Source organism: Mycobacterium sp. (genome assembly GCF_032159765.1).
GTDB lineage: Bacteria > Actinomycetota > Actinomycetes > Mycobacteriales > Mycobacteriaceae > Mycobacterium.
The window spans coordinates 29,467-55,476 of sequence record NZ_JAVHWM010000002.1; the positions used below are offsets into that span (position 1 = coordinate 29,467).

General features: G+C 64.3%; 17 protein-coding genes. 4 read left to right on the plus strand and 13 right to left on the minus strand.

All coding sequences use genetic code 11. From position 1 onward, the window contains the following. Nucleotides 1-53: 53 nt before the first annotated feature. The 3 genes from QOH60_RS00275 to QOH60_RS00285 are packed head-to-tail and all read right to left on the minus strand — an operon-like array spanning nucleotide 54 to nucleotide 4,905. Nucleotides 54-1,721 carry a gluzincin family metallopeptidase gene (locus QOH60_RS00275; protein WP_526415880.1) on the minus strand — a complete coding sequence of 556 codons (1,668 nt, stop codon included), beginning with the start codon at nucleotides 1,719-1,721 and terminating at the stop codon, nucleotides 54-56. Beyond that, nucleotides 1,721-3,145, minus strand: coding sequence for a ComEC/Rec2 family competence protein (locus QOH60_RS00280; RefSeq protein WP_526415882.1), 1,425 nt, complete (start codon nucleotides 3,143-3,145; stop codon nucleotides 1,721-1,723). Before QOH60_RS00280 ends, QOH60_RS00275 begins: the two co-directional genes overlap by 1 nt. A 2-nt stretch (nucleotides 3,146-3,147) precedes the next feature. Further along, nucleotides 3,148-4,905, minus strand: a complete 1,758-nt coding sequence (locus QOH60_RS00285) for a hypothetical protein (protein ID WP_526415884.1) — start codon at nucleotides 4,903-4,905, stop codon at nucleotides 3,148-3,150. 397 nt (nucleotides 4,906-5,302) lie between these two features. Between QOH60_RS00285 and QOH60_RS00290 the strand changes: the two genes are divergently transcribed. Further along, on the plus strand, nucleotides 5,303-5,887 hold the full coding sequence (locus tag QOH60_RS00290; RefSeq protein WP_526415886.1) for an HD domain-containing protein: 585 nt from the start codon (nucleotides 5,303-5,305) through the stop codon (nucleotides 5,885-5,887). A 65-nt stretch (nucleotides 5,888-5,952) separates the two neighbouring features. On the opposite strand, the gene QOH60_RS00295 is transcribed toward QOH60_RS00290, so the two are convergent. From QOH60_RS00295 to QOH60_RS00310, 4 genes are all read right to left on the minus strand, one after another. After that, a complete protein-coding gene (locus QOH60_RS00295; RefSeq protein ID WP_526415888.1) occupies nucleotides 5,953-6,633 on the minus strand; it encodes a thioesterase II family protein in 681 nt (226 codons plus the stop codon). Nucleotides 6,634-6,637: 4 nt separating this feature from the next. Further along, a complete protein-coding gene (locus QOH60_RS00300) occupies nucleotides 6,638-10,825 on the minus strand; it encodes a type I polyketide synthase (RefSeq protein ID WP_526415890.1) in 4,188 nt (1,395 codons plus the stop codon). A 15-nt stretch (nucleotides 10,826-10,840) separates the two neighbouring features. After that, nucleotides 10,841-12,571, minus strand: coding sequence for a fatty acyl-AMP ligase (locus QOH60_RS00305; protein ID WP_526415892.1), 1,731 nt, complete (start codon nucleotides 12,569-12,571; stop codon nucleotides 10,841-10,843). Nucleotides 12,572-12,699: 128 nt separating this feature from the next. Beyond that, nucleotides 12,700-12,960 carry an acyl carrier protein gene (locus QOH60_RS00310; protein WP_526415894.1) on the minus strand — a complete coding sequence of 87 codons (261 nt, stop codon included), beginning with the start codon at nucleotides 12,958-12,960 and terminating at the stop codon, nucleotides 12,700-12,702. 283 nt (nucleotides 12,961-13,243) lie between these two features. Between QOH60_RS00310 and QOH60_RS00315 the strand changes: the two genes are divergently transcribed. Next, a complete protein-coding gene (locus QOH60_RS00315) occupies nucleotides 13,244-16,411 on the plus strand; it encodes an ATP-binding protein (RefSeq protein ID WP_526415945.1) in 3,168 nt (1,055 codons plus the stop codon). A 4-nt stretch (nucleotides 16,412-16,415) separates the two neighbouring features. Here the strand turns inward: QOH60_RS00315 and QOH60_RS00320 are convergent, their stop codons facing one another. The 6 genes from QOH60_RS00320 to QOH60_RS00345 form a co-directional block, all read right to left on the minus strand. Further along, nucleotides 16,416-18,875, minus strand: a complete 2,460-nt coding sequence (locus QOH60_RS00320; protein WP_526415896.1) for an FAD-dependent oxidoreductase — start codon at nucleotides 18,873-18,875, stop codon at nucleotides 16,416-16,418. Beyond that, nucleotides 18,875-19,798, minus strand: coding sequence for a choline/ethanolamine kinase family protein (locus QOH60_RS00325; RefSeq protein ID WP_526415898.1), 924 nt, complete (start codon nucleotides 19,796-19,798; stop codon nucleotides 18,875-18,877). The genes QOH60_RS00320 and QOH60_RS00325 overlap by 1 nt, the downstream gene beginning before the upstream one ends. 74 nt (nucleotides 19,799-19,872) lie before the next feature. Continuing rightward, complete coding sequence (locus QOH60_RS00330) at nucleotides 19,873-20,295, minus strand: hypothetical protein (protein ID WP_526415900.1); 423 nt, start codon at nucleotides 20,293-20,295, stop codon at nucleotides 19,873-19,875. A 1-nt stretch (nucleotide 20,296) separates the two neighbouring features. Then, nucleotides 20,297-21,544, minus strand: coding sequence for a TFIIB-type zinc ribbon-containing protein (locus tag QOH60_RS00335; RefSeq protein ID WP_526415902.1), 1,248 nt, complete (start codon nucleotides 21,542-21,544; stop codon nucleotides 20,297-20,299). After that, complete coding sequence (locus tag QOH60_RS00340) at nucleotides 21,541-22,710, minus strand: SPFH domain-containing protein (RefSeq protein ID WP_526415904.1); 1,170 nt, start codon at nucleotides 22,708-22,710, stop codon at nucleotides 21,541-21,543. Before QOH60_RS00340 ends, QOH60_RS00335 begins: the two co-directional genes overlap by 4 nt. A 154-nt stretch (nucleotides 22,711-22,864) precedes the next feature. Further along, nucleotides 22,865-23,716 (minus strand): TIR domain-containing protein, encoded by an 852-nt coding sequence (locus QOH60_RS00345; protein WP_526415906.1) that lies wholly within the window; start codon nucleotides 23,714-23,716, stop codon nucleotides 22,865-22,867. Between the two features lie 132 nt (nucleotides 23,717-23,848). On the opposite strand from QOH60_RS00345, the gene QOH60_RS00350 reads away from it, so the two are divergent. Both QOH60_RS00350 and QOH60_RS00355 read left to right on the plus strand, forming a co-directional pair. After that, nucleotides 23,849-24,913, plus strand: coding sequence for an alpha/beta fold hydrolase (locus QOH60_RS00350; protein ID WP_526415908.1), 1,065 nt, complete (start codon nucleotides 23,849-23,851; stop codon nucleotides 24,911-24,913). 217 nt (nucleotides 24,914-25,130) lie between these two features. Further along, nucleotides 25,131-25,970, plus strand: a complete 840-nt coding sequence (locus tag QOH60_RS00355) for a hypothetical protein (RefSeq protein WP_526415910.1) — start codon at nucleotides 25,131-25,133, stop codon at nucleotides 25,968-25,970. The last annotated feature ends 40 nt before the right edge of the window (nucleotides 25,971-26,010 follow it).

A 26,010-nucleotide genomic window follows, 5' to 3' on the forward strand; every position in this document is an offset into this window, starting at 1 on the left:
TGCGACGAAGCGTCGGTCCTTTTTGGAGGACGGACCAGAGACGTGACGCCTCTCTAGCCGGGGTCGAGCGCGGGTAGGGGGCTCGACGGAATGGCGTACTTGAGTCGGCCTGAATCGTCGAACACCAGCGTTCGGCCGTTCGTGTCGCTTGTCAAAACCTGGGTCGTCCAAGTGAGTTGGGGGACGTCGGCCTCCGACACTATGCGCGACGCCTCCAGCGGGTAGATCGTCACCTCGGCCTCGGCCGACGCCCCGAGAGCGGCCTTGTTGTCGTCGACGAACGCACGAATCTCCGCATCCGGATCCGCCTGTAGGCGCCCGGGGTCCAGTGCCGACCGCTTCCACTCATCAGGCTCGGCGGTAGGCCAGCGGAGGGTGTCCTCGGAGAAGAACGCGACGCCCTTTGGCACGATGCCTCGGATGCGGAATGCCTGCGTCAACGCGTCGCGCAGATCCCACGGGTCATCAGGGGAATAGTCGTAGTCGGCCGTAATGCACGCGCGCAGGAAGTCATCGATCGTCGTGGAGATGGGCGGGCAGTAGTCGAGCGCCCGCCAGCACATCTGAAAGAACCGCGTGGCGATGCGGTCGACCTCATCGCAGAGCCGGAGCGCGAGTGGCTCGGGCAGGTCGTCACTGTCAATGCGGCCACCGCCGGCGCGATGGATGCGAAACAAATCGGCAGTGTGACGCTGGTAGACGGAGAACATGGCGTCAAAGATCGCGGCGACGACACGCCCCGCGCGCAAATATGGGTCGGTAGCCGGCACGCCGGCGGGGGCATCCTGCTGCATCAGAGCGTTGCGTAGGCCACCATGGCGACCGAACGCGTCGCCGAACTCAGGGCTCAGTGTGAGCAGCGGGTTGTCGGAGGTGAGCTCCGCGGAGATCCGTGGTTTGTCTCCGGCCGCGTGGGTCACAAGCTGCGACTGGTAGATCACCCCCGCGGTCCGTTGGATCGTGTCGAAGACGAGCTCCCGGTTGCGAAAATGGAATAGCAGCGCAGTGAAATCGCCAATCGCAAGACTCAGGCCCGCTTGAAAGCCGTGGCCGTCGGTGTCGAGGTCGGGCCGCACTGCAGAGATGACAGTTTGTGCGCACGTATGGCTCACGGAATCTTGATCTAGACAGCTGAATACAGTCTGGCCCGGGAGGATTCGGTTGGTTGCGGCGGGTGGGGCCTGGTAGTAGCCCAGCTTTATCCGGTTTCCCTCCGGCGCCGCGTTGGCCATGACGCCGTAGTGCGGGTACACCGTCAACGTGAGAGGTTCGGGACCGTGGGGCCCGCGTCGGCGAAGAGTCCGACCGAGCGCAACTTCGATGCGGTGCAACGTCTCACTGACCACGGCGTAAACCATCTGCTGATGGAATTTCGGATCCGATTCGCTGGGATCCAGGCCGGCGTTCATTGCGATCAACGGATCATCAAGGTCGACGGGATCGTAGAAGCATCGGTTCGATGTGTCGTAGTCGACCACCGCGATGCGAGCCCCGACCGGCCCCGGCGCCAGTTTCTCGTACGGGACCGCAAGCGTCTGAATGTTGCCTCGGTCGCCTCCCCGGCTCGGCCCGAAGGCATACACCTTGAGGGGACGGAACTTTGGCTGTGGAGCCGGGATACCCAGCGGTTCGGGAGGACGGTGTGGAAGGGGCGAGCCGGCATCGATCTCATCCCCTTTAGCCGTCGGCGCGACCGTGCGAATTGGCGGCGTCTTGGCCATCACAGGAAATAGTCGACGAAGCAGGAACCGACTTCGAACCTGCCCGCCTTGGGCTTGGGCAGCTTCCCAGGCACCGCCGGCTTCACCTCAACACCACCCTCCGACACTGCAAATTGGTCGCTCCGGACCAGCGCGCTCTTTTTGGCTAGTGCATCAATCAGCCGTTCGCGGGGCACTTCGGACTCGTTGTCTTTGTTACCGAAGGTGTCCTCCTGGACGGAACACATAGACACGAAGTTCGAGCCCAAGGCGTCAACCACGGGGATCGGAGTGGCGTTTGTACTGCCGTGGTGCCCGACCTTGTAGAAGTCGATCTCAGCGAGAATCTTCTTGCTGCCCTTCGTCATAGTCAGTGTGGTCGGATCCGGTGCAGGCACCCCCTCGTCGTACAACCAGTACTCCCAGTTCCCGCCTTGAGCGTCACCCGCAAAGAGCAGCGTCTTACCCTTCCAGCCGAACAGCACCACGAGGCTCTGATTGTTGAGCATGTCGTCGAGATCGGAGGCTGCCGCCGCCATCGCTGCGGGCATCGAGTTCTTTAGGCCCTCTTCAAGTTGGCTTGGGTAACGCTTCGTGAAATCGGGTAACCCGCCCAGCTTTTCACGCGGTGCCCATTCACGAAATGCGCTCGGGGGGTAGGCAGAAGCCGCGACCTCGTACTCCGGTCCGAACGGTGTCAGGCGTCCGCCACCACCGTCGCCTTCGACCGCGGCCAGGTACTGGCCGACACCCTTCTTCAGGTCCATGAGCTCCAGGAAATCCCGCTCGGTGACCGGGGGCGGCCCGAGGATCTGTGCCGTCAGGCCCGCCTTGCTAAGGCCCGCTGGCATTTTCGGTTTATCGCCTTCGGCCAGGTACTGCGGTTCGACCCCCAGTTTGTTCTTCAACAAGTCCAGCGCCGCCGCATTCGAGCCTGCTCGGGGACCATCCTTGGATGACTTGCCTGTCGCGTTTTCGACGATCGCGAGGATCTCGTCAGTGTGCTCGTCGCGGTCACCTGCGAGCGCGACGGCCTGCAGGCCGAACGCAAGGTTCTCCAGATCGGCCTGAAACTGGGCTACCTCTTTTTCGAACTCGTTTTCCCAGACCGGCATCCAGATTGCGCCCACGTCGAACTTCAAGAACTCGGCAGGGCAGCGGCTGAATCCACCGATATGATCCTTATGGCGGTGGGTGACGATGATCAGCGCGAGTTTCGAGCCGGTCTCTTTGGCCATATGACTGACCGCGGTCTTGATCGTCTTGATGTCACCCTTGCCCGTGTGACCCGAGGTGACCCCACAGTCGACGAGAATATGCTGCGGGCCGGTTACGGTCGGCACGGTGATCAAGAAGAAATCGCCAAAACCGACCCTATACATGCGAATTCGTAGAGATGTAGGCGCCGCGCCCGCCGCCTTCTTCGCAGCGATCTTCGTCACCATTGTCAGAACCCCCCGTGAGTGATCGCGAAGTTGATCTGGAATCGATCAGGATCATTGCCCGTCACCAGCCCGAGCCGCTCGAAGTGCGCCCGCTGCCGCGCTTGGCGCTTCGCGCCGATGTCACCGTGCAAGTGCTTCGCGATCACGAAAGCGACCACGCCGTAGTCAATGCGTTCCTTGCCGGACTCGCGGCGGCGCACGTCGGTACGCGGTGGCTTCGTGATGATGATGGTCGCGCCACCGCGCATCGGAAACGACCCAAGTTCCGGGTTGGCGGGGTCGAACAGAGCCTGCACCGCCTGGATGACCTCGACCACCATGTCGGTGCGCAGGCTGCCGTCCTGATTGATGCGGAATACCGGATGGAACGACGGAATCGTGATCGCGACGTCGGGGGCGAGTCCGAGGAGTCTGCGGTGCTTCGTATCGTCGAAATACTCCTGCAGCACGTGCTTGCACGCTGTCTGTTGCTTGCCGGTTAGGCCATTGGGATCGCCGAATACGAGACCCTCGACGAAGGGAAGGTCTTTCGCGGCGGGCCAGGCGATCGCGACGTCGGAGAAGAAGGCCGACCCTTCGGGCACGATCCCGCGTACCCGAAACGCTTGCATGAACGCATCGCGCAGACCGGCGGAGTCGTCGGGGTGCAGGTCGAAGTCCGATGTGATCACCGCGCGTAGGAAGTCACCAAAGGTGATGTCTACGGGCGGGCAGTAGTCCAGCGCACGGACGCACACCTTGAAGAAGATCTCGGCGGTGGCACTTGCTTTCGCTGCGAGCAGGCGAGTTAGCGCATCCGGCAACACATCTGACGCGCCACCGCCCCCGCTGCGGTAGATCCGGAATAGGTCAGTGGTTTCCCGCACATACGTGGTGAAAAAGGCGTCGAAGATCGCCGAAACCAGAATCGAGCCCCGATCGTGTGGCTCGAACTTGGTACGGATGTCGTCCGAGTTCGGCGGCGTCTCCAGTGCGGAGCGCAGTCCTTTCCCCCGCCCGGTGGCTTCGCCGAACTGGAGCGCCAGGTCGACGAGCGGATTTCGCCCCGCGATCTGTGCGCCGATCGACGGAGTCGTGCCGGGTGTGAGCGGGGCAGCGGCGGCGAGTTGCGCCTCGAATAATGCACCGCCGGTTCGCTGGATCGCATCGAGAAGAACTTCTGTGTGTGAGAAGTGGCGGAACAGCGCGACGATGTCGGCGAAGGCCTCGTGGAACGCGGCGACGTCGGGGTTGGTCTGCTCCATGAAATAGCCTCGAATGCCGTCGATGATCGCGTGGGTCATTTCGTGCACGATGATGTCGTGCGACAGGCAGGTGAACACCGTCTGTCCGGGCAGGTTGTGTCCCGGATTGTCTTTGTCGGCCTTGAAGTAGCCGAACAGCACACCATGGGCCCGGGGGCTGTAGAAGGCGTTGGCCGCCAACATTGCGTGGGGGTAGATGTTCAGGGTGAAGATGTTTTCCTGGTTCGGCTCACCGGGTTTGGGTTCGGTTCTGCGCCAATGGATGCGCCTGCCAAGTGCATTCTCGAAATGTTGAATGGTGTCGGTGGCGACGGCGTACACCATCTGTTGATGAAACTGTGGATTTGACTCATTCGGGTCTAGGCCGCCGCGGATCAGGATCCGCGGATCGTCGAGATCCACCGGTTGGTAATACACGCGATTCGTCGCGTCATAGTCGACTACCGCAATCCCGTCGCGCGCCATCGGGTCACGCACGACGGGGCCAGGATCGAGTTCCTGATACCGGATCGACATGGACATCTGGTTCCCGAGGAGTCGACCCTGGCTCGGATCGAAGGCAAACGCCTTCAGCGGCCGTATTGGCGGATTGTCGAGCCTGGGTGTTCGACCTTGTTGAGTGGGCTTATCGGTGGGCATCACTGGGCCGCCTCAGGTCGACTATTACGACGCCTCCGACGGTATCAGGCCAAAGAGTCGCGCGGTGCCCAAAAGTGCATGTCCGATTCCAAACCTCCACCGTCCATGGCTGATTCATCGCGGCTGACCTCCCGTTCGCCGAGGTTTGCGTATACATACATCTAACAACCAGTTCTCGAATCCACACGGGTAGTCGACTACCTCACCTGGCGCGGGCGGACAACGGATCCAACGACACAAGAGTTAGAGGACGCCGGCGTGGGAAAGTTACGATATGTTTCCGCACACTCCCGCTGCCACGGCCGCACTCTCGGTGGCAACCCGCTTTTACTCGCCTGCGCTACTGAACCATTGTGTCCGCTCCTACCTGTGGGGCGCGAAATACGCTGCCGCACAAGAGATCGCCTTCGACGACGAGCTGTACTACGTGTCGGCGCTTCTGCACGACATCGGGCTCACCGCAGCCTTCGACAGTCACACGCTGGCCTTCGAGGAGGCGGGCGGTGACCTAGCCTGGGTCTTCGGCGTCGCGGCCGGTTGGCCAGCCGAACGCGCGGCCAGGGCGACGGAGATCATCGTGCTGCACATGCGCGAGGATGTGACCGCAGCCGTCGACCCCGAATCCCACATTCTGCAGGTCGCCACGAGTTGGGAGGTAGTCGGACGACGACCGGAGGAATTCCCGCCGGAGACAAGGGCAGAGGTGCTCGCCCGCTATCCCCGTCAGGGCTTTGGCTCGGAGTTCCTCGCGTGCTTTGTCGATCAGTCGAAGCGCAAGCCAGACAGCGCGGCTGCTGCATCAGTCGCGAACGATGCCGCCGGGCGGATCGCAGCCAATCCTCTCGAAGGCTATTCGTGAGCGCCGTCTCACGGGCAACCGAGTTGGCGGCAAGCACGCGAAGGGCGGCAAAGGCGCGTAGCAGCCTACCGGACCATGAGTGCGGCCAGCACCGGCCGCAGAGTGGCGAAGAGCTTCGGCTCGTGCGTGAGGTAGAAGTGGTCCCCGTCGAGCACGTGCTCGGCGAAATGCCCTGATGTGCGGGACCGCCACTCAGAGAGGTCGGATTCGCTGACGAGCGGGTCGTCCCGCCCGCCGAACACATGGATCGGACAGGGTAACGCCACGTCCCCGACGTCGTCATCGGTCATGCAGAGCCGCAAGTCAACTCGCGCCGCGTCGAGCGCGGTGTCACGTAGCGCGGGCCACTGCGTCAGCTCCGGCGGCAACCCTCCCAGATCGGATAACAGCCGGGCCAGCTGTTCGTTGTCGAGGTGTTCGACGCTGGGGACCGGCGGTGGGAGGTGCGGGGGCGCACATGAGGAAAGCAACAAGGCGCGCGGAAGAACCGACTTCGCTTCCGCTCGCACGCAAGCCATCCGGTATGCCACGAGGGCACCAAAACTGTGGCCGAACAACGCATATCGGCCGTCCAGTTGTGGTCTCAGCTGACGCTCGCCTTCGTCGACGAGCTCTCCCAGTGTCGCAAAGCGTTGGCGGTTGGCAATCTCGACGGGGACGACGTCGACGCGCGGGCCAAGAGCCCACTGCCAGGACTTGAACATCGCCGGGCTGCCCCCGGCGTGATGAAAGCAGAACAACCGCAACGCTTTACGCGCCCTTGGACAGCAAGGCCAGTTCCTCGATCAACGCCTTCATGGTGTAGCGGATCTGGTCCTCCGAATGGCAGCTGGTGACAAAGAAGCGCAGCCTCGCGCGGTCCTCCGGCACGGCGGGGTACAGGATCGGGTTGACGTAAATCCCTCGGCGCAGTAAGGCGTTGGAAAGCTTCAATGCCGTTATCGAGTTGCCGACGATGACCGGGATGATGGGGGTGCCTTCGCTGTCGCCGGTGTCGAGGCCCGCCTCGCGGGCCAGCGTCAACAACAAGGTCGAGCGGTCGCGCAGCCGTGCCAGGTGCTCCGGCTCGGCGCGCAGGGTGCGAAGCGCTGCAAGCGACGCGGCGGCTACCGGGGGTGCGATGCCTGTACCGAAAACGAATCCAGGTGTTGTGTACTTGAGGAATTCGATGAGTTCAGCGCTTCCCGCAACGTAACCGCCGCAGCCGGCCAGTGCCTTCGATACAGTGCCTGCCCACAGTTCGACGTCGGCGCGATTGACCGGGAAGTGCTCTCCGACGCCTGCTCCGGTCTGGCCGAGCACGCCGATGCTGTGCGCCTCATCGATCATCAGCATGGCACCGTGTTTGCGCTTGACTTCGATGAAGGCTGGAAGATCGGGAATGTCGCCGTCCTGGCTGTAGACACCTTCGATCGCGATCAGCACACGACGGTACTGGTGACGGATCGCTGTCAGGAGCTCGTCAAGCGCGGCGTGATCGTTGTGCGGGAACGCTCGGCTCATTGCGGCGGACAGCTCGCAGCCCTGCATGATGCTGTCGTGCGCAATGCTGTCGTGGATCACCAGGTCACCCTCGCCGAGCAGATGCCCGATCACGGTGACGTTTGTTGCGTGGCCGCTGGGAAACACAATGGCGTCATCGGTGCCGAGGAAAGTCGCCAGCTCACGCTCTAGGTCACGGTGAATTGGCTTGTCGCCGGCCAGCAGTCGCGAAGCCGAGCACGAACTGCCCCACCGGCGAACCGCTTCCGACACCGCATCGGCCACCGCCGGGTGACCCGACATTCCCAGATAGTTGAAGTTGGAGAAGTTGATGACCTCAACGCCGTTGACGATCGAGGTGTCGCGGGTGACACCATCGTTCACCAGAAAGTAAGGGTTCTCGACGCCAGCGGCCTCCACGAGGGCGATCCGGTCCTTCAGCGCCTTCACTTCTTCGAATTCGCCGATCCGGGTTTGGGCTTCAGCAGGTGGCGCCGCGGGGGCGGCTGCCGACTCCTGTACCTGGCCGCCTGCCATCGCAATCAGGTCGGCGATCGTCGTCGTTGCAGTGAATCGGGTCGCATCGATGGTTGCCCCGGGAATCTTGCGGGTGATCCCAGTGAACACATCGGTCACCATGATCGAGTCGAACCCGAGGTCACCGGAGATCGTCTGAGTCACACGCAACGCATTCTCGGGAAACCCACTGACCCTGGCGATCTCAGCGCGCACGATGCCGGGTGTATCGACAGTGGCTGCCGTCTGGGGTGCAGCCTGGACCGCCGCGATGGCGGCAGGTGTGTTCTGGTTGTGCGCCGCGAGCACTGCGGTTTGTTCGCGAAACAATGAGATGAGGTTGTCCATGGTTGACTCCTCGGAGATTTCTGCTGTCGAAGTTGACGCGGTGGGCGCCGTGGCCGCCTGCTCCTGCGCCCTGATCCAGAAGCGGTTGGTGGTGCCGAACGAATAGCCCGTGAGCGGATGGGCCACTCGGGATTGTTTGGGGTACAACAATTCCCACTTCGGATCGAGCCCGTCGAGGTAGAGCGCGGCGACGGTTTCCGTCACCCCGTTCGCGACGGCCAACGCAGGGGGTGCGTCCTGGTGTGATCGGGTGATCATCGGCCCCAGCGTGCGCTTGGGTCCGAATTCGACGAGGTGCGTGGGCTGCGCCTCGATCGCCGCGGTTGCCGCGTCGGCGAACCGAACCGTTGAGCGAATGTGGCGGGTCCAGTAGCTGGCGTCCATCGTTTCGTCGTCGCCGAGAACTCGGCCCTGCAGGGTCGAGAAGATCGGAAACACGGGCGGTTGGTAGGTGCACGCAGCGGCTTCGGTCGCGAACGTGTCGATCATCGGTTCCATGAGCTTCGAATGGAACGCGTGGGAGACATTGAGTTGGCGCGCCTTGAAACCGGCGCCGGCCAGGCTTCGTGCGGCGGCCTCGATCCCCTCGGTCTCGCCCGAGAGCACAAGTTCATTCGTGCCGTTCACGGCGGCGAGATCCAGGCCGAAACCGGCCACATCGTCGACCCCCGCGAGGACCGCAAGCATTGCGCCGCCGGTGGGCAGCTGCTGCATGAGGCGGCCGCGGGCGACCACCAGGCGGCAAACGTCGGCCAAACTCAGCACCTCGGCAATGACGGCGGCGGCATATTCGCCGATGCTGTGCCCAAGCAGCCAAGCGGGTTCGGCGCCAAGCTGAAGGAGCGCCTTCGCCTGCGCGTACTGGACCGCGAAGATCGCCGGCTGAGCGAACTCTGTTTGGTCGACGCGCTCGTCGCCCATGACATCACGGAGTCTGACGCCAAGGTAGGGCAACATCGCGGCCTCGACTTCGTCGAAGCCGTCGCGAAACAGGGCGCTGCCCTGATAAAGCGCGTTACCCATGCCAGGGGACTGCGTTCCTTGGCCGCTGAACAACCAGCCCGTCGACATTAAAGACGCGGTGCCGGTGGTGAGTTCACTGCGCAGCGCCGTGACAGCCTCTGCGCGGCCGTCGACCACGAGCGCCAGTCGCGCCTTGCCCGACGACTTGATGCGGTTGGTCGACCAGCACAGCTCGCTCAGCGGCGCAGTGCTGTTCTCGATGTCGTCTGCGAGCTGAATAGCATTGCGGCGAAGCCCTTCCGGGCAATCCGCCGAGAGCGTAACGACGCCGCCGGCATCGGCCGCTGACGGCGGCGTTGACGGGGCCGCTGTCTCGGGGGCGCTGGCGACGACCACGTGGCAGTTACTGCCGCCGATGCCGAAACTTGAGACGCCAGCGTGAACGATCCCCGTCGGCAATTCCTTTGGAAGTCGGAGCAACTGGAGTCCGCCCTCTGGCATCCGCAACTGCGCGTTCTCCGTGTCGGCGAATCGGGACGGTGGTACCAGTCGATGGTGCAGGCTCAGCACGACCTTGATGAGGCCGGCGATACCGGCCGCCCCCTCTGTGTGGCCGAGGTTGCCTTTGATCGACCCGATGGCACACGGCTGATCGCGACGCGAACGATGCACGTGAGCAAGCGCTTTCGACTCGATCATGTCCCCCAGCAGGGTCCCGGTGCCGTGCGCCTCAAGAAAGCTGATTTGCTCGGGCCCAATCCCCGCGCCTTCGCATGCCATCTGGACGACCTGCTGTTGCGCCCAGCGGTTCGGTGCGGTGATGCCGTTGCTGCGGCCGCCGCTGTTGACCGCGCTGCCTTTGATCACCGCATAAATCGGCAAGCCCGCCGCGACGGCGTCCTCCAGCCGGCGCAGGATGAGCACCGCAACGCCTTCGCCGCGGCCGATTCCGTCGGCCGACCCGCTGAACGGCTTGCATCGCCCGTCGGGAGCGGCCAGGCCCGCCTTCGTGTAGAAGACGTTGAGCGCTGGGGTCAGGGCGAGGTTGACGCCGGCAGCAATGGCTTGATCGCATTCGCCGTTGCGCAGTGCCTGCACCGCAAGATGCACCGCCACCAGCGACGACGAACACGCGGTGTCCACAGCAAGGCTGGGGCCTTTGAGGTCGAGTTGATAGGAGAGCCGGTTTGCGGTCATGAAGTAGCCGTTGCCGGTACCGTCCTGCGCGGTGATCGTCGAGTAGTCGCGCATGTGCAGGTGGGCCCACTCGTTGGCCATCACGCCCACGAACACTCCAGTGGCCGAGCCCGCCTGCGAGCGGGGGTCGAGCGTCGCGTCCTCCAGTGCGCGCCAGGCGGTCTGCAGCAGTAGCCGTTGTTGCGGATCCATCGCCGCGGCCTCGCGCGGGGTGATGCCGAAGAAGTCGTTGTCGAAAGCATCGGCGTCGGAGATGAACCCGCCGCTTCGATGGTTGATCGAACCGGCCTCCTGGAGGTCGGCCGCGTCCCATCGGTCGGCGGAGATCTCGTCGACGCCGTCGGCCCCGTCGAGCAATAGCTTCCACAGGGCCGCGGCATCGTCGGCTTTCGGGAACCGGCAGTCCAGGCCGACCACGGCGATCTCGGACATATGCCACCACCTGTCTCAGGTCAGCGCAGGATCGACGTTCGCATAGACGACATCGGTCAGCGCGGCGGACAAAAACGCGGCCCGCATCGACGATCGTTGCACCTTTCCGCTGGTGGTGAGGTGTATTCCGGCGCGATTGACGAACACCACACTGGGCGCGGGTATCCCGAAATTCCGTGCGAGTGCGCCCTTCACGGCAGCGGCCAGCTCCTCGTGGCTCGTGTCGCCCAGCAACGGGCTCTTGATGGCCTGGATCAGGACTATCCGCTCGACGTCCTTGACGTCGACGGAGATCGCGACGCCGCGTGAGCCGGCCACGGCGGGGTGCAGTTCTTGAACGAACTCTTCGAGGTCTTGCGGGTACAGGTTGCGGCCGTTGACGATCAGCAGGTCCTTGCTGCGGCCAATGACGTAAAGCTCGCCCTCGTGCAGCATTCCCAGGTCGCCGGTGCGCAGGTAGGGCCCCGCGCCGTCAGCGGTGTGAGCATGGAAGTCTTCCGCCGTCTGCTCTGGCCGGTTGTGGTAGCCATGGGCAATGCTGTCGCCGCGCAGCCAGATCTCGCCGACCAGGTCGTCGGCCAGCACGTCGAAAGTGTCGGGATCCACGATGCGGACTTCGAATCCGGGCGCCGGGGCGCCGGAACTCACCAGGCTGACCGCCCGGCCCGTCGCAGGTAGATAGCGGTCGAGGGCGAACGCGTCGGCGTCGGCCTCCAGATAGCGATGGATGCCTCCGCTGAAGGTGGCCATCAGCGTCGCCTCGGCCAGGCCGTACCCCGGTCGTATTACCGAGGGCGCGAATCCGGTCGGTGCCAGCATCTCGGTGATCCGCTCGATGGTCCGACGGCGGACCGGCTCGGCGCCGTTGATCGCGACCTTCCAGCTGGAGAGATCGAGGCCTGCCAATTGTTCGGGCGTGACGCGGCGAGCGATCAAGTCGTAGGCGAAGTTCGGTGCACCAGTGATGGTGCCGCGATAGTCGCTGAACGCCTGGAGAAGACGGATCGGCTGTTTCAGAAACGCGATGGGCGACATCCCGACGATGTTCGCCCCGGAGTACAACCCGACCAATACAGAGATGAGGCCCATGTCGTGGAAGTGCGGGACCCATGTCACGACAACCGACTCGTCGCTCGTCTCAGTGGCTTCGATGATCGCCGTGATGTTGCTCGTCAAGTTGCCGTGGGTGACGACGACGCCCTTCGGATCGCCGGTTGAGCCGGACGTGTATTGAAGGACCGCGACGGTGTCTGGTCCGATCGGCTTTTGCGTCCAGGCGTCGGCGTCGGCGAGCGGTCCCTCGTCGGTGGCGACGAACTGAATGTCGTTCGCCAGGCCGGCTCCTTTGACGCCCGCCACGAGGAGGGCACGCAACTTCGTCGTGGTCAGGGCCAGGTTGCCGTCGGTATCGCGAAGTATCCCCGCGACCCGTTTCATGCTCCGGTCGTCCATTGGCAGCGGTACCGGTACCGCGGCAACCCCGGCATACAGGCAGCCGAGAAAGGCCCGCCAGAAATCGACACTCGGTTCAAACAGGAGCAGCACCGGTCGGTTGCTCTCCGGCCGGGCGCTCAGCCACCCGGCAACCTCCCGCGCAGCACGGTCGAGGTCGCGAAAGCTGTTCGCATCCTCGACGAGTTGGTGCCGAGACTCCCCAAGGAACGTCAAGCTACGGGAATCGCCATGGCTCTCGAGCTGCGCCCGCAGCTGCGCAACGAAGTCGTTCTGCCCCGCTTGGGTTTTCACGATGTTCCCGTTCGTAATTGCTGCTCGCTGGATCTGTAGCTCGACAGATGGCCGATTTCAGCAACACTATGCATGATGACGGCGAGCCTTGAAGCAGAGTTCAAGAATCCTGTGCGCAGTCGTGGAGTTCAGGATGCCGGCTCGTGCTCGGCGGCCGTGGTGCTGATGAATTCGGCGATCTGGGCGAGGGTGGGGTAGTCGAAGATCAACGTGGGCTCGACGTCGATGTCGTATTTCGCTTCGATCTCGCCGGCCAGGCTGACCGCGTGGACCGAATCGACGCCGATTTCGGCGAGCGGGACGGTGGGGCTGATCGTGGCGGCCGGGACTTCCAGGTAGGCGCCGAGCGTTTCGGCAAGCCAGCGCAGGATGGCGCGGTTCCCATTCATTCTGGCTCCTCAGATGGCGTATCGCGGCAGTAGCGGCGCGGTGTCTCAGTTTGTCATCAGCGATGCCGATTGTGCCGCCGTATCGCGGGATGAGGATGTTGAAGCCTCCCATCAACGTGATCGTTGCTCGTGTTCGCTTCGGCGAGCTCAGTAGTGCTCCACTGCAGATTCGGGGCGGTCGGGCGCCGCTACCTCGGTGTCAATTTCGCCGTTGTTGGCTCGTGGACGGGCTTATCGTTGGGCGATCGGGAGTCGCAACCTCGAGATCGGCGGTGCTCAGGTGATGACGGGCGTGGCGTGCGGGTCATGCGGCACCGGGCTTCGTGCGAATGCCAAGTTCTGTGACGAGTGCGGCGCTCCGACTGCGGTGCCGAGCGACCTTGCGGAGTACAAGCAGGTAACGGTGCTGTTCGCCGATGTGGTGCGTTCGATGCACCTCGCCGCTGCACTTGATATCGAGCGGTTGCGCGAGATCATGACCGAGCTGGTGGAGCGCTCGGTGGCGGTGGTGCAGCGCTACGGCGGCGGCAGCGTCGAGTACACCGGCGACGGGGTGATGGCGCTATTCGGTGCGCCAACAGCGTTGGAGGATCACGCTTTTCGGGCGTGTCTAGCGGCGCTGGCCATCCAAGAGCAGGCCGCCGGCTTAGCGGCCAAGGTGGTCCGTCGTGATGGGGTCGACCTGCGGCTACGGGTGGGCCTGAACTCGGGTCAGGTGATTGCAGGTGAAATCGGTTCGGGGACATTCGGTTACACCGCGACTGGTGAGACGGTCGGGTTCGCTCAGCGGATGGAGTCGGTGGCGCCGCCGGGCGGGGTGATGCTGTCGGAATCGACCGCGCGACTCGTCGAGCACGCCGTGATGCTCGCCGAACCGGAATGGGCTCAGATCAAAGGGGCAGACAAACCGGTGCGGGTCCACCGGCTCCTGGCGATCAGCGCGCGGAATGCGATCGGGCGCGCCGAAGCGAGCCTGGTCGGTCGGCGTTGGGAGATGGCTGTCCTCGATGCCCTTGTGGACCGCGCGGGCGGTGGACGGGGTGCCGTGGTGAACGTCGTGGGGCCGCCGGGCATCGGCAAGAGCCGCACGGCGCGCGAGGCCGCGGCGCTGGCAGCCAGTCACGGGCTCGAGGTGGCGTGGGCGTTCTGCGAATCGCACACCAAGGACATCTCCTTCCACGTGGTGGCGCGACTGTTGCGCGCGGTGGGTGGGATCGAAGATCTTGACGGCGCGGCCGCCCGCGCCCGGGTCCGCGAACAAGTTTCGGATGCCGACCCCGAGGACCTGCAGCTGCTTGACGACCTCTTGGGCATCGCCGATGCGGATGCTGCGCCGCCCCAGATCGACCCGGAAGCGCGGCGGCGCCGGCTGACCGCGCTGATCAACACCGCGTCGCTGGCGCGCACCGATCCGGCGCTGTTCATCATCGAGGACGTCCATTGGGTCGACGCGGTCAGTGAGTCGATGCTTGCCGATTTCCTCACGGTGATTGCGCAGACGAAGTTGATGGTCATGATCACCTCCCGCCCCGAATATGCCGGAGCGCTGACGCGGGTAAACGGCGCGCAGACGATAGCGCTTGCCCCGCTAGCTGATTCGGAGACAGAGGCATTGCTGAGCGAGCTGCTGGGGTCGGATCCCTCGGTTGGTGCGCTGGCGCCGGTCATCGCCGAGCGGGCGGCCGGCAACCCGTTCTTCGCCGAGGAAATCGTGCGCGAGTTGGCTCAACGCGGCGTGCTGGACGGTGAGAACGCAGGCTATGTCTGTCGGACGGATGTCTCCGACGTCGCCGTGCCGGCCACGGTGCAGGCGGCCATCGAGGCGCGCATCGACCGGCTTGACGTTGCGGCGAAGCAGACATTGAACGCAGCGTCGGTGATCGGAGCCCGCTTCGACGCGGAGCTACTGGCCGCGCTGGGAGTCGATGCCGTGTTCGACGAGCTGCTCGGTGTTGAGCTGATCGATCAGGTGCGGTTCACCCCCTGCGCCGAGTACGCCTTCCACCATCCGCTGATCCGCGCGGTGGCGTACGAATCACAGCTGAAATCTGACCGCGCCGAGTGGCACCGGCGCGTCGCTGCAGTGATCCAAGAGCGCGCGCCGGAGTCGGTGGAGGAGAACGCGGCACTGATAGCCGAACATCTCGAGTCTGCCGGCGAGCTGCACGCCGCTTACGGCTGGCACATGCGCGCCGCCACCTGGGCCACCCACCGCGACATCGTGGGTGCCCGGCTCAGTTGGGAACGCGCACGCCGCATCGCCGACGGACTGCCGGCTGAGGACCCCAACCGGCCAGCGATGCGGATTGCACCGCGCACCATGTTGTGCGGGACCGCCTGGCGAATTGTCGAACATGTGGCCAGTGCCCGATACGACGAGTTGCGCGAGTTATGCACCGCCGCTGGGGATATGGCGTCACTGGCGATCGGCCTGGCGGGGCTCGCGGTCGATCACACGTATCAGGCCCGGATTGCCGAAGGGTCGCGATTGGCGTCCGAAGTCTGGGCCCTCACCGAGTCGATTGGTGATCCGGTTCTGACGGTGGGGCTTTCCCTACCGATGGCCTACCCGAAGTTTGAGAGCGCCGAGTTTGTTGAGCTGCTGCGGTGGTCACAGCGGGTCATCGACCTGGCCGACGGTGATCCGTCTAAGGGAGACTTCATGGTCGGGTCTCCGTTGGCCCTGGCGTTGGCGACGCGGGGTATTGCTCGCTATTGGCTGGGTCGCCCCGGGTGGCGCGAAGACCTGCGCGACGCGGTCACCACAGCCCGTAACGCCGACCCCGTGTCCTACGGCGGTGTCATGGCCTTCGTCTATTTCGTGGCAATACCATGCGGCGTGCTCAGGCCCGACGATTCCGCGGTCAGTGAGATCGAGAATGCCTTGCGAATTGCCGAACGATTCGGTGATGACCTCGCGGTGGCCAACGCCCAGATGGCGCTGGGCGTGGCTCTGGTGCACCGCGGCGCCGATGCGGATCGTATCCAGGGACAGGAACTCCTGGCCGAGGTCTGCGAAACGTTCCTGCGCCGGGGACACAACCTGGGCGAGTTACCCATCGCCGAGACGTACTTGGCGCGTGAGTGGGCTCGGCGTGGAGATCGCGATAGGGCCATACCGGTCATGGTCGCGGCCATCGACCAGATGGTCCGCCGGGGACAGCTGGTGGGGTGGGGCGTTCCTGCGACGGGTGTTCTGGTGGAGACCCTGCTGGACCGCGGCGGTGACGGTGACGTGGCCGACGCCCAGGTCGCAATCGAGCAGCTGGCAGCGGCGCCGACCGACGACCGTTTTGCTGTGCGCGACATCTGGCTGCTGAGACTGCGCGCGCTGCTGGCCCGGGCCCATGGCGACGATGCTGCGTACCGTGACTTGGTCAATCGGTATCGCGCGCTCGCGGAATCGCTTGGCTTCGAAGGACATTTGGACTGGGCCGAAGCGATGGCATGACAGGCTAAGGCCGGATCCTCGCGTTGGTCGGATCGTAGATTGGCCGCAGCGACACGGTGATCGGATGGAGCTGGCCGCCGACATTGACGTCGTAGCTGCCGGCTTTCACCCAGTCGGCGTTGATGACGGAGCCGTTGCCCGCGCCGACATATGCCAGGCCCACACAGGCACCCGTCGTCTCGCCCCACGCCGCGGAGGTGACCTGGCCGGCGACGATGCCGTCGCGAAGGATCAGTTCGCCGCCCCACAGCATCGCTTCGGGCGCGTCGACCCGGAAACTCACGAGCTTGCGCCGCGGCCCTTCGACTTTGGCTTTCTCGACCGCCTCGCGACCGAGGAACGCGATGTCGGTCTTGAGCTTGCACGCGAACAACAGCCCAGCCTCGACTGGATTCTCGCTTGGCGTCAGTTCGCGTCCAAACGCGCGGTAGCCCTTCTCCAATCGCAGCGACTCGATCGCGTAGTAGCCACCACGACCGACCCCTAATTGTTGGCCCGCCTCCATCAGGTCCTCATAGACGCCCACAGCGAAGTCGGCGGGCACGTAGAGTTCCCAACCTAATTCGCCGACATATGTTATCCGCGTCGCTCGCACTGTCGCGTAGCCCAGCGAGATCTCGCGGCTGGCGCCGAACGCGAACGCGTCGTCGGACAGGTCGGCGGATGTCAATCCCGCCAACAGTTCCCGCGATCTCGGACCCATTACACCGAACACCGCGCACGAGGATGTGATGTCGACGAGCGTGGCCCGGGCGCGTTCGGGAAGATTCCTGCGGATGTGGTCCTTGTCGCGTTCAGTGGTGGCGGCGCTGCTGACGATGAGGAACTCCTCTACTCCGATGCGGGTTACGGTGACGTCGGACTCGTAGGTTCCGCGTTCGTTCAGCATCCCCGTGTAGACCGCCCGGCCGATGTCGCCACAGACGTCGGCTGTGCACAGCCACTGCAGCGACGCTGCGGCATCGGGTCCGGTCATCAGGTACTTCGAGAACGACGTCTGGTCGAAAATCGTCACCGCCGTCCGAGTGTTTACCTGCTCAGCCGCCGACCACGGCAGCCAATTCGGCTTGCCCCAGGTGTATTCGATCGTCGGGACAGCTGCGGTGGGGGCGAAGAAATTGGCACGCTCCCAGCCCATCTTGCTGCCAAAGTTGGCATTCGCTGTTTCCAGTAAGTGGTGCACCGGGGACCGACGGAACGGCCGCGCGGTGGTCATCTCCCTATTGGGCCAGGGAATTTCGTAATGCAGCCCGAGCACCTCTGCCACCCGATCATGCAGCCAACGCTTGTTGCCGTTGAACGGAGCAAACCTGCGGATGTCGACGGCCGTGAGATCGCTGGTGGCGGCTCCGTTGGCAATCCACTCCGCCAGAGCCCGCCCAGCGCCGCCTGCGGTCGCGATGCCCACCGAGTTGAATCCGGCCCCGACAAAGAAGTTCGTTAGTTCCGGCGCCTCGCCGAGGATGAACTGATTGTCCGGGGTGAAGCTTTCAGGGCCGTTGTAGAACTTCTTGATCCCGGCCTTTTCAAGTGCGGGGATCCGCAGCAGCGCGCTGTTCATCAGAATCTCGAAATGGTCCCAATCCTCCTCCAACAGTTGGAATTCGAACGGGTAAGGGATGCTGTCGGGCGCCACCCATGGCTTGGCGTGCGGCTCGAAGCCGCCGATCACCAAGCCGCCGACCTCCTCCTTGAAGTACGTGTAGCCGTCCGGGTCGCGCAGGATCGGCAGGTCGGGGTGAACACCGTCGATGCGCTCGCTGACGACGTAGAAGTGCTCGGCCGAGTGCAGCGGCACATTGACGCCCGCCATCGCGCCCACCTGCTTGGCCCACTGGCCGGCGCAGTTCACAACGATCTCGGCTTCGACGTCGCCCGCATCCGTACGCACGCCGATGACCCGACCATCTCGCGTGAGAATTCCAAGCACCCGGGTCTTTTCGACAATGCGAGCACCACGCATCCGCGCACCCTTGGCCAGCGCGAAGGTCAGATCAGTCGGATTTGCCTTACCGTCGGCGGGCAGCCAGATAGCTCCGACCAGATCGTCGACCCGCATCACGGGATAGTGTTCGAGCGCCTGTTCGGGTGTGAGCAGCTTGCATTCGATACCGAACGCTGCGGCATTGGCCGCCGTGCGGCGGAGCTGGATCATGCGGTCCTCGGTCCGCGCGACCGTCACTCCTCCACACTGCTTGTAGCCCGCAGACAAGCCGGTTTCCTTCTCGAGTTCGCCGTAGAGGCGGGTGGAGTACTGCACCAATCGCGTCGCGCTCTCCGACGCGCGCAGCTGACCCACTAGCCCGGCCGCGTGCCAGGTTGTGCCACAGGATAATTGGCCCTGTTCGCACAAAACGACGTCGGAATATCCCAGCTTCGTCAGATGGTAGGCGGCGCTGGTGCCGATGACTCCCCCACCGATGATGACGACGTGGGCGCGGTCGGGAAGCGAGGTCGTTGCCATCAGTCGCTGGCCTGCACGTCTTCGAGCAGCCGAGTGAGCAGAGGGCTCTTGAAGAAGTTGACCGCGGCCTCGTAACGCTCCATCGCCCAGCTCCAGAAGTCGTAATCAATTGCACTGGAGCCATTCTGAATACATCCCCACAATGTCCAGCCGTACTTCGCGACCACGCCCTGCACGTGAGCGCGGGCAATCTTGTGCCGCATCCGTTGGCCGTAGTAGGCAGTGACGAGTTCCTCGAGCTGCTCGTCCGACAGACCGCATTCGCTCCATATGTTGCCCAGTTCGAAGCAGGGGTCGTTGTTGCCCGAGTACTCGTAGTCGATAAGCCATACCTTGTCGCCGTCGTCGATGAAGTTGCCCGCGAGTAGATCGTTGTTGCACGGGACAGTGGTCTGGTCGGTGGCGTTGAGGATCGAGGCGATCCTGCCGAAGACGTCGGCATGGTCCAGGTAGTCGGGCGGAAGCTTGAATCCGTTGTCCTGCACGGTCTTCAAATAGCTGGGTTGCCGTTCGAACATGTCGAAGCGGCCGCGAAACCGTGGCCCGGCATGCAGCCGCCGGCACCCGTCGGCCACCTTCGCGATCACTCCCTGACCTTGAAAGTCGTCGTTGCACAGCGTCGTGCCGTCGAGATAGCCCAGCAGCAAAAGGCCCCGCTCCGGGCGATAGTCGATGACGGGCGCACCAACCCCGGCCTGCTCAGCGGCTTTGGTGTTGTAGTACTCCTGATCGCGGTCGATCTCCAGGAAGTTGCGGGCGGTGTCAGCGCAGCGGGCGACGTACACACCGTCGGGAGTAGTGACCTTGACGTTGCGGTTGGTCAATCCGCCGGACAGCTCCTCCAACCGCCGCGGCCGCCCAGCGAGTACGGGAATGTCCTCCAACAGCTCGTTCAATTCAGCGTCGTTGGACGGTGACGACATCGATTCACCCTAAGCCGCATGGGCATTAAGGTCTAGAGCGGTCGAAATCGCGAGACCTGATGTGGATAAGAGCCTTAGGGGTGCGGCGCCTGCGTCACCAACGCGCCCACCTCGGCCTCCGCCGCGTCGACCTGTGGCTCCATGGCGGCGACGGCTTCGCGCCGGGCAGACTCAGGTGCGGGCGCCAGTGCGATCAACCGTCCGTCCAAACTCTGTATCTCCTGCTGGACGGCAACCCCTCGCTCGATCGACATCGCGTCGCCCAAGGGCAGCGCCGCCATCGTCTTCGCCATGGCGACCAATCGCCGGTGCATCTTCGCCTCCGGCGAGTGGGCGCCGGCCCACTCCGGAGGGGCGCCAGGAGGCATTCCGGGGATGACCTCCGTGCCTGCGGAGAGTTGCGCTTTGCTCCGCCGCGCCAGCGCTATTGCGAAAACAGCGATCGCCGCGACGATCACCACCACCACCACGATGAGAATCACGAAGGAGCCAGACACGTCATCGTCCTTTCATGCTGACGAACAGCACCACGATCAGGATGACGAGGAGCACCGCCGAGGTGACCGCCATTGCGATCTTGACCTTGCTGTATGGCCGTCTACCTTGCACCTCGCCGGTAAATCCGTTGATGCACACCTGAAATGGCTGGCCGTTGTAGATCACGGTGAGTAGCCAGATCGGCAGCAGCAGGTGTTTGAAGGTCATGTTGAGCCACTGGGTGTTCTTGCTGTGGACGCGCTGCTCGTCGCCGCCGATGTCGCCGCGGACCGTGGAATCGATCTCGCCCTCCATCGTCGACTTCGCCTTATCGAATGCCTGCTCCACCGAAAGGTCGTAGGTGCGACTGAGGTGCCCGGCGACGTACTCCGCTGAGAACGGTCGCGCGTGTTCGGTGGGCCACGGTTCCAACGCCTCGACCTTCTTCTCGTCCAGACCGGTATTGGCCAGCACGGGCAGATCGTCGAAGGTGTTGGTGACCTGGCCGCTGACATAGGTCCAGTCGGTGCGGGTTTCGGTGCGCTGGTTCTCGCCCGAGCCGACGGTGACGGTGTAGTGGCGGCCGCGTTCACCGGTGTAGTCGGTCACCGCCGTTGCGTCGTAGGTGAAGTAGGCGACGTAGATACTGGTGAAACTCCCAGTCTCGTTGTATTTCTTGAATTCCGACGGGGCGAACCAGCGGCCGTTGATCCACTTGTCGACCTCCGTGCGGGCGGTCGGTTCGTCCAGCCGGAATGGCAGCACTGCGTCGATCGGGAGGCGATCCGGCGCGTCCTGGACGTCGTCGCGCTGGATGGGCGTCGCGCAGTACGGGCAACGGATCGCCGTCAAGGTCCCCGTGAAAGTGGTATGGCCACCACAGTTTTGGCAGACGATCTCCTTCTGCGCCACCTCGCCGCCGGCCCCGGCGAACCGTGAGATGCCGCTCGGCTGCTGCCCCCACGCCGCGCGAAGGTCGTGCTCGACGACCTGGCGGCCGGCATCCTCGATGATCGGGACGACGTTGCCGCACGCCGGGCACTTGAGCTGCTGGGAGCGGATGTCGAAGACGAGCTGCGCGCCGCATTGCAAACAGGGGTAGGTCCGGGTCTGCTCGGTGACCTGCCGTGTGGCGCGCAGAGGCGGCGGCTGCGGTGGAGCCGGCGGAGGAGGACCTGGTGGTTGCGGGGGCTGCGGTCGGTACTGCTGCTGAGGTGGGTACGCCGGCCGATCCGGCGGTCCGGGCGGGCCCATCGGGCCATGCGTCACGACTGGCCCCGCGGGGGCAGCGGCGGCGGTGAGGGCGGGGCAAACAACGGCGCAAGCGCCGGAACAGCCTGCGCAGCAACCCAATTCGGCATCCCACTGGCCCATACGTTGGAGTTCGGGTTGAGCTGCCCCGCTGTGGCGAACTGCCGTAGCTGGTCGATAGTGAACGGCCCGGCTGCCTGGCCGTTGATCTCAGCATGGAACGTCTGAGCCTGGGGTAGCGGCGGAGGGCCGGCCGACGGTGGATATCCGCCTTGCTGCGGTTGCCCATACCCGCCTTGCTGGCCGGCCGCCATTACGTTGCCCATCTGCTGACCGAGCGCCATGCCCACTCCGGCTCCCATGAAGGCGCCCGCGCCGCCGCCGGGATTGCGGGCCGCCTCGACCATCGCTTCGGCGGCCGCGCCCTGCTGCAGGCGATCCATCGGACCGACGTTGTCGAGGTAGCGCGCCTGCTCCACACCGCGGGCGACGCCGCGGGTCATCGCCTGCGTGATCTCCTCGGGCAGGGTGATGTTCATCGTGACGCTGTCGACCTTGAGGCCGAACTCGTCATCGATGCGCTCTTGGACGAAGTCGCGCAGCTTGTCCGAGAGTTCGACCTGGCGGCCCTGAAGTTCGATCACGCCGAGCTTGGTCGCCATGATCATGTCCGAGAAGGCGAGCGTGATGATTCGCCGCAACAGTTCGGCTATTTCCTCGGTGGTGACCGTCGAGTCGGTGCCGATCACCTCGCGCAAGAAGATCTGCGGGTCGGCGATCCGCAGGACACACAGCCCGTTCGCGCGGACCTGCACCATCGTGAAATCGGGATCGCGCACGGTCACCGGCGACGGCGTGCCCCAGCGCAGATCAGTGACCGGCCGGGTGTTGATGAAGTACACCTCACTGCGAAACGGGCTGCGGAAACCGTGAGGCCAGCCCTGCAGAGTCGAGAGGATCGGAAGGTTCTCAGTGACCAACTGGTAGTGGCCCGGTCCGAACTTGTCGGCGAGCTGCCCGCGGTAGACGAATACCGCCTGCTGGCCCTCGCGGACGATCAGCTCGGCGCCGTTCTTGATCTCGTTCTGGTACCGGGGAAATCGCCAGGCCAGCGTCGATCTGGTGTCATCGAACCACTCGATGATGTCGACCAGTTCGCCCTTGAGCTTGTCCATCAGACCCATGACATCCCCTTGGTGGCTACTCGAACCTCGGACCGATCCGCTAGCGGATTCTAATGGCCGTCGCCGCGGGGCGGAGCGTCCTTGAAGAACCTGTGAATCACGCTGCACGTTCGGGCACGGGCGCACACTTTAATGCCATCTGCACCAATAGCTTTCACCGGCGCTGATCGGTCCAGTCATTACCGTCGAACCAGCGTTCGCCCTCTTCGCCCGTCGGGTCCGGATACCAGCCGGCAGGCGCCACGCGTCCTGAGGCTGCCATCGGCGCCGCCTTGGGCCACAACACCCGATGCTGCCGATCACCCCATGATCGGGGCCACGGCAATTTCCCCGCCCACGTCGATCCTTTCGACGACCTGACAGCCATCAGCAGGCCTTCGGCCTCTGTTCGAATCCGGTTGGTGGCGCCGGGATGTTCTCTCAGAGTTATCAGCAAATTGGAGATGTACCCGCATGCGAAGGGATCGTCGCGGTCACGCTCGAATGCGGAATCAATCCGAGGCACCAACAGGGCCAGCTCGTTCGGGTCGAGTTGTCGATTCTCGAGGGCGGCCGAGATGTCCCACAGATCGTGATAGGGCATGTCCGGATCGTCCGGCAACGTCGACGGCAGCGGGACAGCCTGACGCTGAAGTCGCTCAACCGCGACGCAGAATTGGACACCCGCATAGAACCCGGATTTGACGTAATCGATGGCCTGTAAATCGGCCACCGGGTTGACCCGCTTGTTGTCGACCGAACCGACGGTCACTGGGAGGATGTGCCGCCCCAACTTGCGGGCGTACCGCAGCTCTGCCTGGCAATGCCGCGAATTCTGCGAGTTCTTCGACAGCGCGAAGAAGAACACGTCGCACTCGCGGATGCGTTTGAGGATTTCGCTCCACCATTCCTGGCCGGCAGCGAGGTGCTCGTCGAACCACACCTGTTCATCGATGAGTCGGACGGTCTTGATCAGGTCATCGACTTCTTCTTTATCGAGCCTGGAGTAGCTGACGAACAGCGCCATGACAGCGTTTCCCCTAGTCCGACGGCGATCCCTGTGCTGGCGCGAACTATACCGCTGTCGCTCCCGGAGCAATCAGGAAACGGATCACGTCACGACCGGCGTGCCAAGCAGCCGCCAAGAATCCGCCAAGGCGTGCGCCCCAACCTTGTCATCACCGGCCCGCACGGGCCCGGCCCTGAACAAGAAGGAGCGCTGATCATCATGCAGGACGTCTACGGCCTCCCCCGGGTCGTCGAGGGCGTTCGCTACACCGAGCGGACCGTGACTACTCGCGACGGCGTGTCACTCGCGGTGCGCGAGTACGGATCTCGGTCTTCTGCCGACCACACCGTCGTGCTGTTGCACGGGTTGTGCGTTGACCAAGCCTCCTGGGACGTTCCGCTTCAACTGCTGCTGCGCCGCTGGGGCCGCAAGGTTCGGGTCATCACCTACGACCACCGCGGCCATGGGCAATCCGGCCAGGCCCCGATCCGCACCTACCAGATCGATCAGCTCGCCAGCGACCTCGCTGATGTCCTGGCGGCCATGGATATCACCGGACCGCTCACGCTGGCCGGACACTCGATGGGCGGCATGACCGCGCTTGCCTACCTGAGCCAGCCGGCTGCCCAGCGGCCCGCCGACCCGGTTGGCCTGGTGCTGGTCGCCACCGCCGCTGGCAAGGTCGCCGAGCGGGGCATGGGCCGCTGGCTGGCCACCCCTGCCGCTCGACTACTCAGCGGCGTGCTGCAGCGCGTCCGGCAGGAAACCGCCGACCGCGTGATCCGCACACTGGCCCAACCGGTGTGCGCCGCGCTGGCCGGCGCGGGCGGTTTCGGCGACGACGAACGCTCGAACTTCCGCTCGATGTCGGCCGGCGTGATCGGCCGCAACTCCGTGACGACCGCGGCGGGGTTCTTGGCCAACCTGCGCGACTACGACGTCTACAGCGCGCTGGGCGCCATCTGCGCTCAAACGACCATTATCAGCGGTGGAGCGGACGTGATGACGCCGTCCACGCACGCACATGACATCGCTGAACGAATCCCTGGAGCCACGCACACCCACATCGCTGCCGCGGGGCACATGATGCTTCACGAGATCCCGGAGGTCGTCGCCACAGCCATCACCGATGTCCTGGTGATGGAGTCGGTCGTGGATGGTGACGAGGATCTGGCGGACATCGACGCCGCGATGATCGCCGCCTTCGGCGCCTGAGGGTCTGGTCGCATTCAATCACTCTGTTGGACAACAGATTGCGTTGATCTGTTCTCGCCGTGAGTCAACACGAACGCAATGTCTGGATTTGCCGTGAACGGAACCGGAGCGGCAGAACTCGGGTTTCCAAGAATCCGTCAAGAATCCGCCAAGGCGTCCATCAGAACCTATTCGTGACCGGCCAACAGGGCCGCAACCGACATCAGGAGCCAACGCCATGACACACACCGAAAGCCCGGAAGCAACCGCCACGACCAGGTGGATCTCGCAACCGACAATGCGGTCCTCGGACCTGCCAATCAGATCGTCGGAGACCGCGAGCCGGCCCGTCGAACCAACAGCCGCCTCGGCGTGGTCGTCCAGCCCGCTGGGCAACCCCGCCGACCATGACTACGGTCCCGCGGTCCCAAGCGACTACCAGCTGCACCTGCTCGCCTCGGCGTCCATGCCCGCAGTTGCCGAAAAGCGGCACCTGGCTGGACCGCTGATCGGCGCCATCAGCGCCGGCGCCGTGTTTGGTGTGGTCCTCTTCGCCTACGTCAACATGGATGACGCCCAGTCGGTGGCTGTCGCTCCGGGTGCTGCCTCCTCAAAGACGACGTCCGTCAAGCCACCGACTGTGACGCCGGCCGCCAACACGCCCGCCCCGGCTGTCGTCGCCCCTGCCCCGGAGATCGGCCCTCCGACGGCAACCATCCCTGCCGCGCCCGCTCCGGTGGTCGTCGCGCCCGTGAGCGGCCCGCCGCCCGCCGTCGACGCCGGGCCTCCGCCCGCCCCCGAAGCAGGACCTCCGCCGGAGGATTCACCACCGCCTCCGTCGGCTGATCCAGGCGTTCCGCCACCCCCCGCACCGGGCCCGGTAGTGATCGTCAATGTGCCGCTGCCACAACTTCCTCCTCCTCCTCCGCCGCCTCCGCCACCGCCGCCGTCTCAAACGCCGAAGCCAACTCCGATTCCGACGCCAATTCCAAAGCCGACGCCGCACCCGACCTTGACGCAGATTCCGGTTCCGCAGCCGATTGCGACCATCAAGCCGACAGTGCTGCCGAAGCCCTGACGGATCCCGCCGTCGACGCCGAGCTGGACAGCCACCTCGG

Bases quoted from the DNA above. Each gene is read 5' to 3' on its own strand.
- QOH60_RS00275 (WP_526415880.1), bottom strand. From the start codon at position 1,721: ATGGCCAAGACGCCGCCAATTCGCACGGTCGCGCCGACGGCTAAAGGG.
- QOH60_RS00280 (WP_526415882.1), bottom strand. From the start codon at position 3,145: ATGGTGACGAAGATCGCTGCGAAGAAGGCGGCGGGCGCGGCGCCTACA.
- QOH60_RS00285 (WP_526415884.1), bottom strand. From the start codon at position 4,905: ATGTCGATCCGGTATCAGGAACTCGATCCTGGCCCCGTCGTGCGTGAC.
- QOH60_RS00290 (WP_526415886.1), top strand. From the start codon at position 5,303: ATGTTTCCGCACACTCCCGCTGCCACGGCCGCACTCTCGGTGGCAACC.
- QOH60_RS00300 (WP_526415890.1), bottom strand. From the start codon at position 10,825: ATGTCCGAGATCGCCGTGGTCGGCCTGGACTGCCGGTTCCCGAAAGCC.
- QOH60_RS00310 (WP_526415894.1), bottom strand. From the start codon at position 12,960: ATGAATGGGAACCGCGCCATCCTGCGCTGGCTTGCCGAAACGCTCGGC.
- QOH60_RS00315 (WP_526415945.1), top strand. From the start codon at position 13,244: ATGACGGGCGTGGCGTGCGGGTCATGCGGCACCGGGCTTCGTGCGAAT.
- QOH60_RS00320 (WP_526415896.1), bottom strand. From the start codon at position 18,875: ATGGCAACGACCTCGCTTCCCGACCGCGCCCACGTCGTCATCATCGGT.
- QOH60_RS00325 (WP_526415898.1), bottom strand. From the start codon at position 19,798: ATGTCGTCACCGTCCAACGACGCTGAATTGAACGAGCTGTTGGAGGAC.
- QOH60_RS00340 (WP_526415904.1), bottom strand. From the start codon at position 22,710: ATGGGTCTGATGGACAAGCTCAAGGGCGAACTGGTCGACATCATCGAG.
- QOH60_RS00345 (WP_526415906.1), bottom strand. From the start codon at position 23,716: ATGGCGCTGTTCGTCAGCTACTCCAGGCTCGATAAAGAAGAAGTCGAT.
- QOH60_RS00355 (WP_526415910.1), top strand. From the start codon at position 25,131: ATGACACACACCGAAAGCCCGGAAGCAACCGCCACGACCAGGTGGATC.